Consider the following 18,442-nt stretch of genomic DNA (forward strand, 5'->3'; position numbering starts at 1 on the left):
GGTTCCCAGCCGCAAGATTGCGGCGTTTTCCGATGGTAGTGCGCTGCAGGGCATGGCGCAACGAAGCCGCGACGCCCACGCCCGCAGCGGGCTCAGCCCAGGCGCTCTGCCACCCAGGCCGGCACGCCTTCCAGCGCCGCCACCAGCGCCGGGCCGTCCGGGCCGCCGCCCTGGGCCATATCAGGACGCCCGCCGCCCTTGCCGCCGATCTGCGCAGCGACATGGGCAAGCAGTTCACCGGCCTTGACCTTGCCCTGCGCGGCACCCTGCACGCCGGCGACCAGGGAGGCCTTGCCGCCCTCTGCCGAGGCCAGGACGATGACCGCGTCGCCCAGCCGCGACTTCAGCTGGTCAACGGCGTCGCGCAGTGATTTGGCGTCCAGGCCTTCCAGGCGCGCGGCGACGATCTTGATACCGGCGATTTCCGGCGCCCCGGCAGCCAGGTCGGCTGTGGCACCGGCCGCTGCCTTGGCCTTGAGTGACTCGAGCTCGCGCTCAAGCTTCTTCTGGCGGTCCAGCAGTTGGCGCAGCTTGTCGACCACGTCGCCCGCGCTGCCGCCCAGCAGGCCGGCCGCCTCGTCGAGACGACGCTCCTCCGCGGCGATATGCGCCAGCGCGCCCTCGCCCGTCACGGCTTCGATCCGGCGTACGCCGGCGGCAACGCCACCCTCGGAAAGTATCTTGAACAGGCCGATGTCGCCCGTGTGGTGTACGTGGGTACCGCCGCACAGCTCGGTCGAAAAATCACCCATGCGGAGCACGCGAACGTGTTCGCCATACTTTTCGCCGAACAGCGCCATGGCGCCGAAATCGAGCGCCTCCTGCATGCCCATGTGGTGGACTTCGGCTTCCGCATTGCGGCGGATCTCGGCGTTCACCATGGACTCGATGCGGGCCAGGTCGGCCGCCGGAATCGCCTGGAAGTGCGAGAAATCGAAACGCAGGCGATCGGGCGCGACCAGCGAGCCCTTCTGGGTAACGTGCTCGCCCAGCACCTGACGCAGTGCTGCATGCAGCAGGTGCGTGGCCGAATGGTTGAGCACCACCGCCTGCCGCCGCGCCTCATCAACGCGGGCCGAGAGCCTGTCGCCGACCTTGATCGCGCCACCGACAAGGCGGCCCAGGTGCCCGTGGAAGGTGCCTGAAAGCTTCAGCGTGTCGCGCACTTCAAAGCGGTTTCCGACCGGATCAAGGAGCTGGCCGGCGTCACCGACCTGGCCGCCGGACTCGGCGTAGAAGGGCGTGCGGTCAAGCAGCACGATCGCCTCCTCGCCCGTCGCCAGCTGCTGCACCGGCTTGCCCTCGCGGACGATGGCGACGATGCGACAGCCATCGGCGTCGTGGGATTCGTAGCCCAGGAACTCGGTCGGGCGAAGGGTGGCGATCAGATCGGTGGGCAGTGCGGTACCGCCCGCGAACTTGCTCGCCGCGCGCGCGCGCTCGCGCTGCTGGTCCATGGACGTTTCGTACTCGACCAGCGCGCCATCGGCCAGCGCCCAACCCTTGTCGGCGTTCTCGCGTAGAAGATCGGCGATCAGGTCCGGCGGGCAGCCGTAGGTGTCGTGAAGCTGGAATAGCTGCTCGCCGCGGATGCGGTTCCCGGAAGCGGCCAGGTAGTCATGCAGGCGAGTCATGCCGGCATCGAGCGTTTGCGCGAACGCCGCCTCTTCACCCTTGAGTGCCTGCTCAACCAGCGCCTGCTTGCGCACCAGCTCCGGATAGGCCTCGCCCATCACTTCCACCAGCGGCTGCACCATGCGCCAGAACTTGCCGTCGGCGCTAAGTCCGTCGAGCTTCCAGAAATGACGGATGGCGCGACGGATAATGCGGCGCAAGACGTAGCCGCGACCCTCGTTCGAGGGCAGCACGCCATCCACCACCAGGAAGCTGCAGGCCCGGATATGGTCGGCGATGACGCGCAGCGATTTGTGCTCGAGCTCGGCCTGCTTGTTGGTCAGCGCGGCGGCGGCCTTGATCAGGTGCTGGAACAGGTCGATTTCATAATTGCTGTGCACGTGCTGCAGCACCGCGGACACGCGCTCGAGACCCATGCCGGTGTCCACGCAGGGCGCGGGCAGGGGCACGAGGCTGCCGTCCGGCTGGCGATCGTACTGCATGAAAACGTTGTTCCAGATCTCGATGAAGCGGTCGCCATCCTCGTCCGGGCTGCCGGGGGGGCCGCCCGGGATATGGTCGCCGTGATCGTAGAAAATCTCGGAACACGGACCGCAGGGACCGGTGTCCGCCATCTGCCAGAAATTATCGCTGGCGTAGGCGGCGCCCTTATTGTCCCCGATCCGGATGATGCGCTCGGGCGGCAGGCCGACGACCTTGTTCCAGATATCGAAGGCCTCGTCATCGGTGTGGTAAATCGTGACCAGCAGGCGCTCCTTGGGAAGCTTCCATACTTCGGTCAACAATTCCCAGGCAAAGCTGATCGCCTCGTGCTTGAAGTAGTCACCGAAGCTGAAGTTGCCCAGCATTTCGAAAAAGGTGTGGTGGCGCGCGGTGTAGCCGACCTGGTCGAGGTCGTTGTGCTTGCCGCCGGCACGCACGCAGCGCTGCGAACTTACCGCACGCGAGTAGCTGCGCTTTTCCGCACCCAGGAACACGTCCTTGAACTGCACCATGCCGGCGTTGGTGAACAGCAGCGTCGGGTCGTTGCCCGGCACCAGAGGGCTGGACGGCACGATCTCGTGGCCCTTGGCACGAAAGAACTCAAGGAAGTCACGGCGGATCTGATGGGTGGTCTTGGTCATGGACGGCGTGGGGCTCTCGCAGCTTGGATTCGGGGCCACGGCGCGACGCGCCCGCCTTCCACCAGCAAATGCGGGCGGAGGCCGGGGATCACAACCGGAAGGCGTGTCCGCCAAGATTAACAGCCCCGGCCCGGGGTCCGGGCGAAGCCCGGGCCGCTCAGTCGAAGCCGGGTTCGTCCTCATCTTCGTCCGCGCGTGACCGGACGGCGGCATAGGCGCTGGCCGGGTCGAAGCCGCGTCGAAGCAGGAAATCCACCGCTTTGCGCCGCTTCGCGGGTTCAGCCAGCACATCGGGCCGGAACCGTTTATCAATCAGGGCCTGCGCAGAGACCGGCCAGTCGGTCTCACAGGCCTCGATGGCCTGTTCAACGTGGTCGTGGGGCAGACCGTGCCCCGCCAGTTCCTGGCGGATGCGAACCGGCCCATAGCCGGAATGCGCCCGGTCCCGGGCGAAGGCCGTGGCGAAGCGAACATCGTCCTGATAGCCCAGCCCCGCCAGCTTCTCGATCGCCGCCGCGGCCTCCTCGGGATCGGCACCGCGCAGGCCCAGCTTCCGCTTGAGGTCGCGGCGGGAGTGCTCCCGCCGGACCAGCAGCTCCAGCGCCTTTTGGTAGGCGTCCGGCCGTGGGCGATCAGCCCGATCGGCGAATCCCATGCGGTCGGCTCCCTTCTTGCGCCGGGGCTCAGGCCTCGGCGGCCTCGGCGTTTTCGTCACCGATCACCAGGCCCGGCACGAACTTCTCGCGCAGTTTGGCTTCCAGATCCTTGCAGACGGCCGGATTGTCCTTGAGCCACTGGCGGACGTTTTCCTTGCCCTGGCCGATGCGGTCACCGTTGTAGCTGTACCAGGCGCCCGCCTTCTCGATCAGCTTGGCGTCCACGCCCATGTCGATGATCTCGCCCTCGCGGCTGATGCCCTGGCCATAGAGGATTTCGGTGACGATGATCTTGAACGGCGGCGCCATCTTGTTCTTGACCACTTTGATCTTGGTCTGGTTGCCGATCACTTCTTCGCCCTTCTTCACCGAACCAATGCGTCGGATGTCGAGGCGAACCGAGGCATAGAACTTGAGCGCATTGCCGCCGGTGGTCACTTCCGGGCTCTGGCCCGGCATCATGACGCCGATCTTCATGCGCAGCTGGTTGATGAAGATGACCATGCAGTTGCTGCGCTTGATGTTGCCGGTGAGCTTGCGCAAGGCCTGGCTCATGAGGCGGGCCTGCAGGCCCGGCAGCTGGTCACCCATCTCGCCCTCGATCTCGGCGCGCGGGGTGAGTGCCGCCACGGAGTCGACGACCACCATGTCCACCGAGTTCGAGCGCACCAGCATGTCGGCGATTTCCAGCGCCTGCTCGCCGGTGTCGGGCTGGCTGACCAGCAGGTCGTCGATGTTTACACCCAGCTTGACCGCGTAAGTGGGGTCGAGCGCGTGCTCGGCATCGATGAAGGCTGCGGTGCCGCCGGCCTTCTGGCACTCGGCGATGGCCTGCAGGGTCAGCGTGGTCTTGCCCGAGGATTCCGGGCCGTAGATCTCGATGACGCGCCCCTTGGGCAGACCGCCAATGCCGAGCGCGATGTCGAGCATCAGCGAACCGGTGCCGATGACTTCGGCCGGTTCGATGCTCTTGTCGCCCATGCGCATGACCGCACCCTTGCCGAACTGCTTTTCGATCTGGCTCAGGGCAGCGGTGAGGGCGCGCTTCTTGTTCTCGTCCATCGTGGGGTTCCTAGAGGGTTTGTTGTCAGGTGCTGCCAGGTTAGCGGCGCGGGGTCTCACGGACTGAGAACCGGCGGCTGGCGCTGAATCTGCGTCATCGCGTGCCTCCGCGGCAGCCGTCTCCGCCTCGATGCGCTGTAGGGAAAGCGACTTCTTCGGGCCCGACTTCTTGCCACCGAAGCTCAACGGTTCGGCCTTACGAGGCCGCAGTACAGACCCTCGACCGCGAAGTCCTGGTCGGACTTGACGACGATGGGGGCGAAGTCGGGATTGCGAGGCAGGAGGCGGATGCCGTCCTTGCCGATCTTGAGCAGTTTCACAGTGATTTCCTCATCAATACGGGCGACGACGATCTGGCCGCTGCGTGCGTCGCTGGTGCGGTGCACGCCGATCAGGTCGCCGTGCAGGATGCCTTCGTCGCGCATGGAGTCGCCCTTGACCTTGAGCAGGTAGTCGGGCGCCGGGGAGAAGAAGACGCGATCGAGCAGCACCATGTCGTGAAGGCCGGGGTCGGCGCCGATCGGCAGGCCGGCCGCGACCTGGCCGAGCACGGGCAGGCGAAGCAGGTCGTCCCCGACCGCGGGGACGAGGTCCGCGGCCGGAGACGACACAGGGGGAGACACCAGGCGGATACCGCGAGCCTGGCCCGGCACCCGGCGAATGGCGCCGGCCTGCTCGAGCGCCTCAAGGTGGTATTGGGCCGCGCGCACACCCTTGAAGCCAAAAGCATGGGCGATTTCAACCTGCGACGGCGGCACGCCGTCGGCAGCGATGCGCTCGGTGATCATGGCCAGGATGGCCTGCTGGGTGTCGGTGATTTCCATTAGTAGTAATACTACTAACGAACCCACCCCGCCTGTCAAGCGCTTTTTCGGAAGAATCAGCCGGCGAGCATGAGAAGCCCGCGCAGCGCGGCTTCCACGGTCTGGCGGCGCACCGCCTCGCGGTCGCCGTCGAAGTGGAACAGTTCGGCCTTGGGATAGCCGCCGCGCCGCTTCCAGCCAAGCCAGACGGTGCCCACCGGCTTGTCGGGATTGCCGCCGGTGGGGCCGGCGATGCCGGTGACCGCCACCGCAATGCTGGCGCCCGAGGTCACCAAAGCGCCCGACACCATCTCGATCACGGTTTCCCTGCTTACCGCGCCATGTTCGACCAGGGTCTCGGGCCGAACGCCCAACAGCGCCTGCTTGGCCTCGTAGCTGTAGGCAGCCATGCCGCAGTCGAACCAGGCCGAACAGCCCGGGATATCCGTGACCATCTTGGCGATCCAGCCACCGGTGCAGCTCTCGGCGGTGGCCAGCATCAGGTGGTGGGCCTGCAGCGCGGCACCGACCTGTTCGGCGAGTTGGTGCAGCAGCTGATCGTCTGGCAAGGCAGTTGTGTCCATGCCCGCAGGGTAACGGGCGGCCACGCGGAAGGCCATGGCGCGCTGCGCTCCCGTGAGAGCACGGGGGCTTGACACGAGGAATTACAGATGTAATCTCAACCAACGATTACGGACGTAAACAGTCATGCAGATCAGCGAAGCCGAAAGCATCGTCATGCAGTCCCTCTGGCGCCGCAGCCCCTTGGGCGCGGACGAGATCACCGCCGAGCTGGGGCCCGAACAAGGCTGGCAGGAAGCCACCGTCAAGACCCTGCTCAATCGCCTGTTGAACAAGGGCGCCATTCACGCCGAGAAGGATGGGCGCCGCTACTTCTACTCGCCCGTGCTCGAACGCGAAGCCTGGGTGCAGGCGCAAAGCCGGAGCCTGCTCGACAGGTTGTTTGATGGGCGGGTGGCTCCGCTGGTGGCGCACCTCACCGAGAAGAACTCGCTCAGCAAGGCCGATATTGCCGAGCTGCGGCAACTGCTGGAGGGGCTGGACGATGGTCGCTGACTTCCTGGACGAGGGCCTGCAGGCCACGCTCGCATTGACCGCCACGCTGGCCCTTGTGCTGGCTCTGCGTCGCCCGCTGCGACGCCTGGTCGGGGCCCGACTGGCCTACGCCGCCTGGGCGCTGGTGCCGCTGTCGGTGGCCGCGGTATGGCTGCCGCTCCCCGCCGCGACCGAGCCCGCCACCGTGCTGACCGCCACGCTGGCCGCCGCTTGGCCGCTCGACGAGGCCGTGAAATCCACGCCGGGCAGCTTGCTGCCCGCGCTGTTCGTGGCCTGGGCCATCGGCGCCTGCGGGCTTGCCGCTGTGATGGGGCTGCGGCAGCGGCGCTTTGTATCCCGAGTCCAGCGTCGCGGCGACGAAACCCACGACCTCGCGGACAACGCCGGCCCGGCCGTCGTTGGCCTGTTGCGGCCCAGGATCGTTCTGCCGCTCGACTTCGCCACGCGCTACAGCCCTGAGCAGCAGGCCCTGGTCCTTGCGCACGAGCAACTGCACCTGCAGCGCAGGGATATTCCCGCGCAGGCGCTGGCCAGCCTGTTCGCTTGCCTGTTCTGGTTCCACCCGCTGGTGCACATCGCACTCACCCGGTTCCGGTTCGACCAGGAACTGGCCTGCGATGCCGACGTCATCGAGCGCTACCCACGATCGCGCCGCAGCTATGGCGACGCGATGCTCAAGACCCAGCTGGCTGACTTCGGTCTGCCGGCAGGTTGCCACTGGCACTCCAGCCATCCCCTGAAGGAGAGAATCACCATGCTCAAGCATCCCCTCCCCGGCCCGCTGCGCCGGCGCGCCGGACATTTCCTGTTGGCCGCGATGCTCGCAGGCGCCACCTGGGTCGCCTGGGCCACCCAGCCTGGCGACGCCGCCGAGGCCCGGTGGCTGCACGCAGTCACGGACGATGACGTGCTGACGCCGCCGAAGTACCCCGCGGCCGCGCTCGCCGACAAGGTCAGTGGCGAAGTCATGCTCAAGATCCTGGTTGGCACTGATGGACGCGCCAAGGACATCCTGGTTGTCAGCTCGCAGCCGGAAGGGCACTTCGACAAAGCGGCGATGGATGCCGCCCGTCAGTGGCAGTTCAATGCCGGCCGCGATGGCGCGACGGGAGAGAAGGTGGAGGGCTGGATTCTGGTGCCGGTCCGGTTCAATGCCGATCGGAACCCCGAGACGCCGGCCAGCGGAAGCAGCGCGGAGTAGTCGCGCCGCCCGGGCGCCCTCCTGTCTGGGGGGGCGCACGCGGGCTGCTTCCGGCACAATCGAGGGTCCGTCCCCGCACCTGCCCGAAGCCCCGCCACGAATGTCCGCCGCAGACAGCCCCCCCGCCCACACCCCGCTGATGAAGCAGTTCTTCGCCGCCAAGGCGGAGCACCCGGACATCCTGCTTTTGTTCCGGATGGGCGACTTCTACGAGCTCTTCTACGACGACGCACGCAAGGCGGCGCGGCTGCTCGACATCACCCTGACACAGCGCGGCGCCTCGGCCGGCGCGCCGATTCCGATGGCCGGCGTTCCGGTGCATGCGATGGAGGGCTATCTGGCGCGGCTGGTGGCGCTGGGCGAATCGGTGGCCATCTGCGAGCAGATCGGCGACCCCGCGGCCTCGAAAGGCCTGGTGGAACGCAAGGTCGTGCGCATCGTCACGCCCGGCACCGTCACCGACGAGGCCCTGCTGCAGGAACGCCGCGACACCCTGCTGCTGACGGTTTCGCGCGGCAAGGGCGGCTACGGGATCGCCTGGGCCGATCTCGCCGCCGGTCGTTTCCTGGTGTCGGAAGTGGCCACCGAAGACCAGCTCAGCGCGGAGCTCGCGCGCCTGGATCCGGCCGAGTTTCTGCTGCCCGACGAGGACGGCTGGCCCACCGCCATCACCGCCCTGCCCGGCCTGCGCCGCCGGCCGCCCTGGGGTTTCGACCCGGACGCCTGCCGGCGCCAGCTGCTGCGCTTCTTCGCGCTGCACGACCTCACCGGCTTCGGGCTGGAAGACAAGCCGCTGGCGATCGGCGCCGCCGGCGCCCTGCTCGCCTACGTTGAAGAAACCCAGAAACAGCGGCTGCCGCACCTGAGCGCGATCGCCTTTGAATCGGCCGACGACGGCATCGCCATCAATGCCGCCACCCGCCGCCACCTGGAACTCGACAGCCGCATCGACGGCCGCATCGAGCACACCCTGCTGGGCGTGCTCGACGCCAGCATCAGCCCGATGGGCGGGCGCCTGCTGCGGCGCTGGCTGAATCGTCCGCTGCGCGACCGCCGGGTGCTGTCCGAACGCCACCACGCCGTCGCCACCTTCATCGCCACGGCGGCCGGCGACGACCTGCGGGAACGATTCCGCGGCCTGGGCGACGTCGAACGCATCCTCTCGCGCGTCGCGCTGCGCTCGGCCCGGCCCCGCGACCTGTCCACCCTGCGCGACGGCCTTGGCATGCTGCCGGCCCTGCGCGAGGTGCTGGCACCACTGGATTCGCCGCGCCTGCACGCGCTGGCGACCGAGCTGGGCGAACACGCCGACCACGCCGCGCTGCTGGCCTCGTCGATCATCGCCCAGCCGCCGGTGCTGCTGCGCGACGGCGGCGTCATCACCGAAGGCTTCGATGCCGAACTCGATGAACTGCGCACGCTGTCCACCACCGCCGACCAGTTCCTGATCGATCTGGAAGCCCGCGAACGCGCCGCCACCGGCATCAACACGCTCAAGGTCGGCTACAACCGCGTGCACGGCTATTTCATCGAGATCAGCAAAGGCCAGTCGGAAAAAGCACCTACGCACTACACCCGTCGGCAAACCCTGACCGGCGCCGAGCGCTACATCACCGAAGAACTCAAGGCCTTCGAGGACAAGGTGCTCAGCGCCCGCGAGCGTTCGCTGGCGCGCGAGAAGCTGCTCTACGAACAGCTGCTCGACGCCCTGAACGAGCGCCTGGAGTCGCTCAAGCGCTGCGCCTCGGCGCTGTCCGAGCTGGACGTGCTGGCCGCCTTCGCCGAACGCGCGCAGGCGCTGGACTGGTCGCGCCCGGAGCTCACCGACACGCCCGGCCTGCATATCGAGCGCGGCCGCCACCCGGTGGTGGAAGCCGTGCGCAGCGAACCCTTCGAGCCCAACGACCTGGTGCTCGACGAAGACCGTCGCATGCTGGTCATCACCGGCCCGAACATGGGCGGCAAGAGCACCTACATGCGCCAGAACGCGCTGATCGTGCTGCTGGCCCACGTCGGCAGCTTCGTGCCGGCGAGCCGGGCGGTGATCGGCCCGATCGACCGCATCCTCACCCGCATCGGCGCCGGCGACGACCTGGCGCGCGGGCAGTCCACCTTCATGGTCGAGATGGCCGAGACCAGCTACATCCTCCACCACGCCACGGCGCACTCGCTGGTGCTGATGGACGAGATCGGCCGCGGCACGTCCACCTACGACGGCCTGGCGCTGGCCGAGGCCTGTGCGCGCCATCTCGCGCACAGCAACCGGGCCTACACCCTGTTCGCGACCCACTACTTCGAACTGACGGCGCTGGCCGAGCCGGGCAGCGGCATCGCCAATGTCCACCTGGATGCGATCGAGCACGGTGACAAGCTGGTCTTCATGCACGCGGTGAAAGACGGCCCCGCCAACCGCAGCTTCGGCCTGCAGGTGGCGGCGCTGGCCGGCCTGCCGCGCGTCGTGGTGGAACAAGCACGACGCACGCTGGCCGAACTCGAGCAGCGCGGCGCGCCGCAGTCGGTGTCGCAGATGAGTCCGGCGGCGCTGGAGTCGCCGCAGCAGTTCGGGCTGTTCGTCGCCCCGCCGTCGCCGGCGGCGGATGCACTGGCCGCCCTTGATCCCGACGAACTGACGCCCAAGCAGGCGCTCGAAGCGCTCTACCGGCTCAAGCAGCTGCGCTGAGAGCCACCCCGTCCAAGGCCTGGACAAGATCGGCCCACAGGTCGTCGACCTGCTCGATGCCGACCGAAAGACGCAACAGCGCCGGGCCGATACCGGCGGCTTCGCGCGCCGCGGGGTCCACCACGCGATGGGTCAAGCCCGCGGGGTGCTGGATCAGGGTATCCACCGAACCCAGGCTGACGGCCGGCGTCATCAGGCGCACCCGCGACATCACCGCCGCGGCCGCGTCGTAGCCGGCCGCCAGTTCGAAGGCAATCAAGGAACCGGGCCCGGCCATTTGCGAGCCCACCAGGTGCGCATTGCGCACGGTGCCCAATCCGGGGAAATGCACCTTCGCGATCGCCGGATGCTCGGCCAGGCGGCCGGCCAGCACGATCGCGTTGGCTTGGGCACGCTCCACCCGCAGCGCCAGCGTCGGCAGCCCGCGATGCAGCAGGTAGGCGCCAAACGGATGCAGCAGCGCACCCGTGGCGGCGCGCACCGTGCGCAGGCCCCGCGCGCGCGCTTCGCTGCAGCACACCACGCCGGCCATGACGTCGCCGTGGCCACTCAGGAACTTCGTGGCGCTGTGCAAGACATAGGCCGCGCCCAGACGCGCCGGCTGCTGCAGCACGGGCGTGGCGAAGGTCGAGTCCACCAGCACCGGCACCTCGCCTGCCGCGGCCACTACCGCGGCGATATCCACCAGGTCCAGGGTCGGGTTGGCGGGCGTTTCGATGATCACCAGGGCGGTGTCGGCGCGACGGCGCGCGGCGATGTCGCCGGCGTCCACGAACTCCGCTTCCAGCCCGCACAGGCCGGAAGCCAGCAGGTGGTCCGAGGTGCCGTACAGCGGCCGCACCACCAGCACATGAGTGCCGCGCGCACGCGCGTCCATCAGCACCGCGGTCAGTGCCGCCATGCCCGACCCGTAGGCCACGCAGGCTTCAGTGGCTTCCAGCGCCGCCAGTGCCTGCTCGACCCGGCCGACGGTCGGGTTGTGCAGGCGCGCGTAGATCGGATTGGCCGCATGGGCCGCGCCGCCCACCAACGCGTCGAAACTGGCCGTGCCCACGTCCAGGTCGGTCACCGGATAGGTCGTGGACAAGTCGATCGGCGGCGCGTGCACGCCGAGGGCGACGAAGTCCTCGCGGCCGGCATGCACGGCCAAGGTTTCGATGCGGGACATGGCGGGCTCCGGAGGAAAGGGAAGCCACTATGGAATACACTGCCGGCGAATTCGGCCACGCCGAATACTATTTCTGATATGGATCGAATCATGCAGCTTGACCGAACAGACTTCGCAATTCTTGGCCTTCTGCGAAAGAATGCGCGAATTCCTAACAAGGACCTGGCGGAGCGCGTCGGCGTCGCGCCATCCACCGCACTGGAGCGGGTGCGGCGACTGCGCGAGACCGGCGCACTGCTGGGCTATCACGCCGAGATCGCCCCGGCCGCCGTCGGCATCGGGCTGCAGGCCATGGTCGCGGTGCGGCTGGCCAGGCATTCCCGGGCCCAGGTCGAAGACATCCACCGGCACCTGATCGCGTTGCCGGAAGTGCTCAACCTCTACCACGTGGCCGGCGCCGACGATTTCCTGGTGCACGTGGGCGTGCGCGACAGCGACCACCTGCGCGATTTCGCCATGGCGGCGCTGACCAGCCGCGAAGAAGTGGCGCATATCCAGACCAACCTGATCTTCGCCTTCCAGCGCGCGCCCGACCTGCCGATCTATGCCGCGGCAGCCGATGCCGACTGACTCAGAGCGCGTCCAGGTCGCCCAGCGCCTGGATCAGGCGGCGGGCGCGCTTGTCGGGCTTGCCGGCCGGGGCGCGGTAGCCGGCGCTGGCGGCGCGGCGCTCGGCCGCCAGCCGCAGACGCAGCTCGCGCGAGGCTTCTGATTCGAGGTAGAGCGTCTGCGCCACCGACGCCGGGCCGCGCCGTTCACTCAGGCCCAGCACCTGCACCTCGAACAACTCCTCACCGCGTCGAAGACGAAGCGGTTCGCCACCCTTGAGCGTGCGCGAGGGTTTCGCAGCCTGCCCCGCCACCTCGACCTTGCCGCCTTCGATGGCCTGCTTGGCCAGCGCGCGCGTCTTGAAGAAACGGGCGGCCCAAAGCCACACGTCCAGGCGCACCGTCAGCTGCGAATCTGTTTTTTCCATGTCATATCCTAGCGCCGCGGCGAGCTGGCGCACCAACGCAAACGGCCGCCTTTCGGCGGCCGCTGATCGCGCGAAAAGCGGGGATTACTCGCCCGAGTAACCCAGGTTTTCCTTGATGCGCGCCTTCTTGCCTTCCAGGGCGCGAAGGTAGTACAGCTTGCCGGCGCGGACCTTGCCGCGGCGCTTGACCGTCAGCGAGTCGATCACCGGGCTGTGGGTTTGGAACACGCGCTCGACGCCGAAGCCGTGCGAAATCTTGCGCACGGTGAAGGCGGAGTTCAGGCCCGAATTCTTGATCGCGATAACCACGCCTTCATAGGCCTGGACGCGCTCTCGGGTGCCTTCCTTGACCTTGACGTTGACCACGACGGTGTCGCCGGGACCAAACGCGGGCAGCTTGCGCTGCGACTGCTCTTGCTCGAACTGCTGAAGGAAATTCATGGTTACACGCCTTTGATATTTATTGGATGTGCGCGCCAGAGGCCCGGGAACCGTGCTTGGCTTTGGAAAAGTTAGCGGACAAGTATAGCCCGCCAAGCCTTTGAAGGGGAAGGGGTTACCCGCCCGCCGGGTTTTCGGCCCGCCACCGGGCAATGAACTCGGCCAGCAGGACCCGGTCGGCAACCGTCAGGCTGGCCCGGCCCAGCAGATCGGGGCGCCGCAGCCAGGTCCGGCCCAGGCTCTGCTGGCGGCGCCAGCGGGCGATGGCGGCATGGTCGCCGGACAGCAGCACCGCCGGCACGCCTTCGGTTCCGGCCAGCTCGGACCGGGTGAAATGCGGACAATCCAGCAGGCCGTCTTCGAAGCTGTCCTGGGTCGCCGAGTCGGCATGGTTCAGGGCGCCTTCCTGCAGGCGGCCGACTGCGTCCACCAGCACCGCCGCCGCCAGCTCACCGCCCGACAGCACGTAGTCGCCGATGGACAGTTCCTCGTCCACCTCGCGATCGATGAAACGCTCGTCCAGCCCCTCGTAGCGGCCGCAGAGCAGGATCAGCCGGGGCTGCGCCGCCAACTGCCGCACCTTGGCCTGGGTCAGGCGCTCGCCCTGCGGGCTGAGGTAGATGACGCGGGCCGGCGCCGGGTCAGCGGCCCGGGCCGCCGCCAGGCAGGCCGCCAGCGGCTCGGCCAGCATCAGCATGCCGGGACCGCCGCCGAAGGGGCGCTGGTCTACGCGGCGGTAGTTGTCGGTGGCGTAGTCGCGCGGATTCCAGCCGTGCACGGCCAGCAGGCCACGTTCCTGGGCGCGGCCAACCACGCCCAGCGCCGCGCTGTCGCGGATGAAATCAGGAAACAGGCTAAGGACATCGATGCGCATGGCGCGGCCCGGTCCCGGCCTCAGAAGTCCGGATCCCAGTCGACCACGACCAGGCCGGCGTCGAAGTCGACCGACTTCACGTACTGGTCGGTGACGAAGGGAATCAGGCGCTCGCGCTCGCCCGCCGCGACCAGCACGGGATTGGCCCCGGTGTCGAACAGATGCGACACCCGGCCGAAGTCCACGCCCTCGACGTTGCGCACGGCCAAGCCTTCGAGATCGACCCAGTAGTACTCGCCGGGCTTGGGCGCCGGCAGCTGGCTGCGCAGCACCCAGATCTCGGCGCCCTTGAGCGCCTCGGCCTGCTCGCGGTTCTCGATGCCCGGGAAACTGGCGACGAGCAGCCGGCCGGTATCGCGACCGCGCACACCGGAAACCTCGCGCTCGGCGTCGCCGGCACGGAGAATCCAGGGCTGGTACCTGAAGATGGCGTCGCGGGGGTCGGTCCAGGAGAGCAGCTTGAGCTCACCCCGGACGCCGAAGTCGCCGGCGACCCTGCCCAGCAGGATGCGGCGATCGGTGCTCATGGCATCAGGCCTCGCGCGGAGCGAGACCGAAGGCTCAGGCCGAAGCCTGGGCCGAAGCTTCCTTGAACAGCACGCGGACCTTGTCGGTCAGCTGCGCACCGTGCGAAACCCAGTGCTTGACGCGCTCGGTGTCGAGCACGACGCGCTCTTGGGTCGCCGTGGCGATCGGGTTGTAATAACCCAGACGCTCGATCGAACGACCGTCGCGCTTGTTGCGCTGGTCGGTAACGACGATGTGGTAGAAGGGGCGCTTCTTGGCGCCACCGCGGGCCAGGCGGATCTTGACCATGTGAATTCAGCTCTACAGGTTCTGAAACAGTAAGCCCGACCGCAACCGGCCGGGGGAATCGCGAATTCTAACCCCTTGGCGCCCCGAAGGAAACCCTTGCGGCCAGCAGCCTGCCGTTAGCCAGGCCTCAGCGGCCCGGGAAACGCCCCGGGAAGCCGCCGCCCATCATGCCCTTCATGCTCCGCATCATGCCTTTCATGCCGCCCTGAGACAGCTTTGACATCATCTTTTCCATCTGCTGGAACTGCTTGAGGAGCTTGTTCACGTCGGCCGGGGTGGTCCCCGACCCACGGGCGACGCGGGCCCGGCGCGAGCCGTTCAGAAGGCCGGGGTTGCGGCGCTCCTTCTTGGTCATGGAGTTGATGATGGCCACCATGCGCGGCATTTCCTTGCCGGTTACCTGGGCCTTCACGTGGTCCGGGACCTGGCCCATGCCGGGCAGCTTGTCCATCAGGCCCGACAGGCCGCCCATGTTCTGCATCTGCTCGAACTGGTCGCGCATGTCGTTGAGGTCGAACTTCTTGCCCTTGGCGACCTTCTCGGCCAGCTTCTGGGCCTTGTCCTTGTCCACCTGCTGTTCGACCTGCTCCACCAGGGACAGCACGTCGCCCATGTCCAGGATGCGGCTGGCGGCACGGTCGGGGTGGAACACGTCCAGGCCGTCGGGCTTTTCGCCGACGCCCACGAACTTGATCGGCTTACCGGTGATGTAGCGGACGCTCAGCGCCGCACCGCCGCGGGCGTCGCCATCGGTCTTGGTCAGCACCACGCCGGTCAGCGGCAGCGCCTCGCTGAAGGCCTTGGCGGTATTGGCGGCGTCCTGGCCGGTCATGGCGTCGACCACGAACAGGGTCTCGACCGGATTCACGGCGGCATGCAGGGCCTTGATCTCGGCCATCATCGCCTCGTCGATCGCGAGGCGACCGGCGGTGTCGACGATCAGCACGTCCACGAAGCTCTTGCGGGCGTCGTCAATGGCGGCGCGGACAATGTCCACCGGCTTCTGGTCGGCGCTGGAAGCGAAGAACAGCACGTCCACCTGCTGGGCCAGCGTGCGCAGCTGCTCGATCGCGGCCGGACGATAGACGTCGGCCGACACCACCATCACCTTCTTCTTCTTGCGTTCCTTCAGGTGCTTGGCGAGCTTGCCGACCGTGGTCGTCTTGCCCGCGCCCTGCAGGCCGGCCATCAGGATGATCGCGGGGGCCGGCACGTTGAGGTTGAGCTCGCTTGCCGCCGAGCCCATCACCGCGGCCATCTCGTCGCGCACGACCTTGATCAGCGCTTGTCCCGGGGTGAGGCTGGTCAGCACTTCCTGGCCGACGGCACGCACCTTGATGCGCTCGACCAGGGCGGTTACCACCGGCAGGGCCACGTCCGCCTCGAGCAGCGCAATGCGCACCTCGCGGGTGGCTTCGCGAATGTTTTCCTCGGTCAGCCGACCGCGACCGCGAAGGCGCTGGAGCGTGCCGGACAGGCGTTGGGTAAGCGACTCGAACATGGGGCTGGGCGTCTGGCGTTGGGGCCGGGAGTATAGCGCGGGCAGGCTCGGGGGCCGGCTTGTCGAGAATGGTTCTCAGCTGGCCGCTGGCTGTGCCAAACTCGGCGAATGCCCACCCTTTTCTCCGCTCTGTTGGCGATCGCCCTGTACGGACTGGCCAGCCATCAGCTGGCGGGCCACGCGCGCGGACCGCACCCCATGCCGCGCCGCTGGCTGCTTTTGGCCGCGCCGGCCGTGCTGCTGCATACGGCCGTCCACTTGCTGTCGTGGCGCGCGATGGGAGGACCGGACCTTCATTTCTTCGCGGCCCTGTCGCTGGTCGGACTGGGCATGGCCGCGCTGACCGCGGCGCTGGGTCCGGCCCAACGTATCGAAGCGCTGGGCATCATCGTATTCCCGCTGGCGGCGCTCGTGCTGGCCGCCTATGCCCTGCTGGGCGACGACCGTAGCCGCGACAACCTTAGTTGGCAGCTGGAGATGCACGCCCTGCTGGCCCTGCTCGCCTACGCCACCTTGGCGGTGGCGACGCTGCTGGCGCTGATGCTGTGGTTCCAGGAGCGTGCGCTTCGCCAACGCCATCTGGGCGGCTGGCTGCGGCTGCTGCCGCCGCTGACGCAGATGGAAACCCTGCTCTTCCGCAGCCTGGCGGTCGGCTTCGCCCTGCTCAGCCTCACCCTGCTCACCGGCGTGGTGTTCGTGGACGATCTGTTCGCGCAGGACCTTGGCCACAAGACGGTACTGTCGATCCTGTCCTGGATCGTGCTGGGCGTGCTGCTGTTCGGCCACTGGCGCTGGGGCTGGCGCGGTCCGCGCGCCGCCAAGCTGACCCTGGTGGCGATGGCGCTGCTATTGCTCGCCTTCTTCGGCAGCAAGTTCGTCTACGAACTCGTCCTGCACCGCATCTGACCCTGTAGGAGGGGCTTCAGCCCCGAAGCTTTTCTACGAAGAGCTTCGGGGCTGAAGCCCCTCCTACAGTCTATTCGGCGGCGGCTTCGAGGGCCTGGGACAGGCGCTCGACGGCGATGACCTCAAGATCCTTGTAGGCCCCCTTCTTGGGCGCATTGGCCTTGGGCACGATGGCGCGCTTGAAACCGTGGGTCGCAGCCTCCTTCAGACGCTCCTCGCCGTTGGGCACCGGGCGAATCTCACCGCTGAGGCCGACTTCACCGAAGACCACGGTCTTGTCAGCCAGCGGCTTGTCCCGCAGCGAAGACAGCACCGCCAGCAGCACCGGCAGGTCGGCGGCGGTTTCCTGCACGCGGATACCGCCGACCACGTTGACGAATACGTCCTGGTCGAAGACGCCAACACCGCCGTGCCGGTGCAGCACCGCCAGCAGCATGGCCAGGCGATTCTGTTCCAGGCCCAGCGCCACCCGGCGCGGATTGGCCAGCGGGCTTTTGTCCACCAGCGCCTGCACTTCCACCATCAGCGGGCGGGTGCCTTCGCGCGTCACCATCACCGCGCTTCCGGGCTGCGGCGTGCTGCTGCCGGAAAGGAAGATCGCCGAGGGATTGGGCACTTCGCGCAGGCCCTTGTCGCCCATCGCGAATACGCCCAACTCGTTGACCGCGCCGAAGCGATTCTTGAACGCGCGCAGCACGCGGAAGCGGCTACCGGACTCGCCTTCGAAATAAAGCACCGCATCCACCATGTGCTCCAGCACGCGCGGGCCGGCGATGCCGCCCTCCTTGGTGACATGGCCCACCAGGAAAACGCTGGTGCCGGTTTCCTTGGCGAAGCGCACCAGGCGCGCGGCACTTTCGCGCACCTGGCTGACCGAGCCGGGCGCGGCGGTGAGCAGCTCACTCCACAGCGTCTGGATGGAGTCGGCCACCAGCAACTTCGGCGACGGCTTGGCCGACGCCGCCTGGCCCAGGATCTTTTCCACGCAGGTCTCGGCCAGCGCATGCAGGTTGTCGAGGGGCAGGCCCAGCCGCTGGGCGCGGCCGGCCACCTGCGCCAGACTCTCTTCGCCGGTGACGTAGAGCGCCGGCATGTTCGCCGACATCAAGGCCAGCGCCTGCAGCAGCAGCGTGGATTTGCCGATGCCCGGGTCGCCGCCCACCAGCACCACCGAGCCTTCGACCAGGCCGCCGCCCAGCACACGGTCGAGCTCGCCGATGGTAGTGGACACGCGGACCTCGGCGTCCTGGCTGACGTCCTTGAGCGCCACCACACCGGCCGCCTCCGGCCGGCCGGCCCAACTGCCCTGCCGTGCCGGCGTGGCGGCGCTGCCGCCCTTGGAGGCGCTCGCGGGCTCGATGACGAATTCGCTCATGGTGTTCCAGGCGCCGCACTCGCCGCACTGGCCCTGCCATTTGCTGGAGGACGCACCGCAATCGGTGCACACGTACGCGGTTTTTGCCTTGGCCATGCCTGGGAACCCGGGGGAAGTTTGCAGCCCACACTCTAACGGCCCCGGCTC

18 protein-coding genes are annotated in these 18,442 nt (G+C 67.8%); 5 read left to right on the forward strand and 13 right to left on the reverse strand.

What is annotated here, in order from left to right; all coding sequences use genetic code 11:
* Positions 1–92 precede the first annotated feature (92 nt).
* The 5 genes from alaS to ACYVGY_RS04545 all read right to left on the reverse strand — a co-directional run bounded on the left by alaS (position 93) and on the right by ACYVGY_RS04545 (position 5,864).
* Positions 93–2,759, reverse strand: coding sequence for an alanine--tRNA ligase (gene alaS, locus ACYVGY_RS04525; RefSeq protein ID WP_460456279.1), 2,667 nt, complete (start codon positions 2,757–2,759; stop codon positions 93–95).
* Between the two features lie 157 nt (positions 2,760–2,916).
* Positions 2,917–3,414, reverse strand: a complete 498-nt coding sequence (locus ACYVGY_RS04530) for a regulatory protein RecX (RefSeq protein ID WP_460456280.1) — start codon at positions 3,412–3,414, stop codon at positions 2,917–2,919.
* 28 nt (positions 3,415–3,442) lie between these two features.
* A complete protein-coding gene (recA, locus tag ACYVGY_RS04535; protein WP_460456281.1) occupies positions 3,443–4,477 on the reverse strand; it encodes a recombinase RecA in 1,035 nt (344 codons plus the stop codon).
* A 182-nt stretch (positions 4,478–4,659) separates the two neighbouring features.
* A complete protein-coding gene (lexA, locus tag ACYVGY_RS04540) occupies positions 4,660–5,301 on the reverse strand; it encodes a transcriptional repressor LexA (RefSeq protein ID WP_460456282.1) in 642 nt (213 codons plus the stop codon).
* A gap of 56 nt (positions 5,302–5,357) precedes the next feature.
* The gene (locus tag ACYVGY_RS04545) at positions 5,358–5,864 is read right to left on the reverse strand and encodes a CinA family protein (RefSeq protein WP_460456942.1); all 507 of its coding nucleotides are present in this window, start codon (positions 5,862–5,864) and stop codon (positions 5,358–5,360) included.
* Positions 5,865–5,988: 124 nt separating this feature from the next.
* Here ACYVGY_RS04545 and ACYVGY_RS04550 point away from each other — a divergent pair, with 124 nt between their 5' ends.
* From ACYVGY_RS04550 to mutS, 3 genes are all read left to right on the forward strand, one after another.
* Entirely contained in the window at positions 5,989–6,357 is a 369-nt protein-coding gene (locus ACYVGY_RS04550; protein ID WP_460456283.1) for a BlaI/MecI/CopY family transcriptional regulator, read from the forward strand.
* Positions 6,347–7,558 carry a TonB family protein gene (locus tag ACYVGY_RS04555; RefSeq protein ID WP_460456284.1) on the forward strand — a complete coding sequence of 404 codons (1,212 nt, stop codon included), beginning with the start codon at positions 6,347–6,349 and terminating at the stop codon, positions 7,556–7,558. Before ACYVGY_RS04550 ends, ACYVGY_RS04555 begins: the two co-directional genes overlap by 11 nt.
* Before the next feature lie 100 nt (positions 7,559–7,658).
* Positions 7,659–10,238, forward strand: a complete 2,580-nt coding sequence (gene mutS, locus ACYVGY_RS04560; protein WP_460456285.1) for a DNA mismatch repair protein MutS — start codon at positions 7,659–7,661, stop codon at positions 10,236–10,238.
* Here mutS and ACYVGY_RS04565 read toward each other — a convergent pair.
* Entirely contained in the window at positions 10,222–11,406 is a 1,185-nt protein-coding gene (locus tag ACYVGY_RS04565) for a trans-sulfuration enzyme family protein (protein ID WP_460456286.1), read from the reverse strand. The genes mutS and ACYVGY_RS04565 overlap by 17 nt on opposite strands.
* 90 nt (positions 11,407–11,496) lie before the next feature.
* Between ACYVGY_RS04565 and ACYVGY_RS04570 the strand changes: the two genes are divergently transcribed.
* Positions 11,497–11,976 (forward strand): Lrp/AsnC family transcriptional regulator, encoded by a 480-nt coding sequence (locus ACYVGY_RS04570; RefSeq protein ID WP_460456287.1) that lies wholly within the window; start codon positions 11,497–11,499, stop codon positions 11,974–11,976.
* 1 nt (position 11,977) lies between these two features.
* Here the strand turns inward: ACYVGY_RS04570 and ACYVGY_RS04575 are convergent, their stop codons facing one another.
* The 6 genes from ACYVGY_RS04575 to ffh form a co-directional block, all read right to left on the reverse strand.
* On the reverse strand, positions 11,978–12,382 hold the full coding sequence (locus ACYVGY_RS04575; RefSeq protein WP_460456288.1) for an RNA-binding S4 domain-containing protein: 405 nt from the start codon (positions 12,380–12,382) through the stop codon (positions 11,978–11,980).
* An 84-nt stretch (positions 12,383–12,466) separates the two neighbouring features.
* Entirely contained in the window at positions 12,467–12,823 is a 357-nt protein-coding gene (gene rplS, locus ACYVGY_RS04580) for a 50S ribosomal protein L19 (RefSeq protein WP_460456289.1), read from the reverse strand.
* A 115-nt stretch (positions 12,824–12,938) separates the two neighbouring features.
* Entirely contained in the window at positions 12,939–13,697 is a 759-nt protein-coding gene (gene trmD / locus ACYVGY_RS04585) for a tRNA (guanosine(37)-N1)-methyltransferase TrmD (RefSeq protein ID WP_460456290.1), read from the reverse strand.
* Positions 13,698–13,717: 20 nt separating this feature from the next.
* The gene (rimM, locus tag ACYVGY_RS04590) at positions 13,718–14,224 is read right to left on the reverse strand and encodes a ribosome maturation factor RimM (RefSeq protein WP_460456291.1); all 507 of its coding nucleotides are present in this window, start codon (positions 14,222–14,224) and stop codon (positions 13,718–13,720) included.
* Between the two features lie 34 nt (positions 14,225–14,258).
* Positions 14,259–14,513 carry a 30S ribosomal protein S16 gene (gene rpsP, locus ACYVGY_RS04595; RefSeq protein WP_460456292.1) on the reverse strand — a complete coding sequence of 85 codons (255 nt, stop codon included), beginning with the start codon at positions 14,511–14,513 and terminating at the stop codon, positions 14,259–14,261.
* 127 nt (positions 14,514–14,640) lie between these two features.
* A complete protein-coding gene (gene ffh, locus ACYVGY_RS04600) occupies positions 14,641–16,014 on the reverse strand; it encodes a signal recognition particle protein (RefSeq protein WP_460456293.1) in 1,374 nt (457 codons plus the stop codon).
* A gap of 108 nt (positions 16,015–16,122) precedes the next feature.
* On the opposite strand from ffh, the gene ACYVGY_RS04605 reads away from it, so the two are divergent.
* On the forward strand, positions 16,123–16,920 hold the full coding sequence (locus ACYVGY_RS04605) for a cytochrome C assembly family protein (protein ID WP_460456294.1): 798 nt from the start codon (positions 16,123–16,125) through the stop codon (positions 16,918–16,920).
* 70 nt (positions 16,921–16,990) lie between these two features.
* Here the strand turns inward: ACYVGY_RS04605 and radA are convergent, their stop codons facing one another.
* Positions 16,991–18,391, reverse strand: a complete 1,401-nt coding sequence (radA, locus tag ACYVGY_RS04610; protein WP_460456295.1) for a DNA repair protein RadA — start codon at positions 18,389–18,391, stop codon at positions 16,991–16,993.
* Between the last annotated feature and the right edge of the window lie 51 nt (positions 18,392–18,442).

Source organism: Arenimonas alkanexedens, assembly GCF_054781355.1.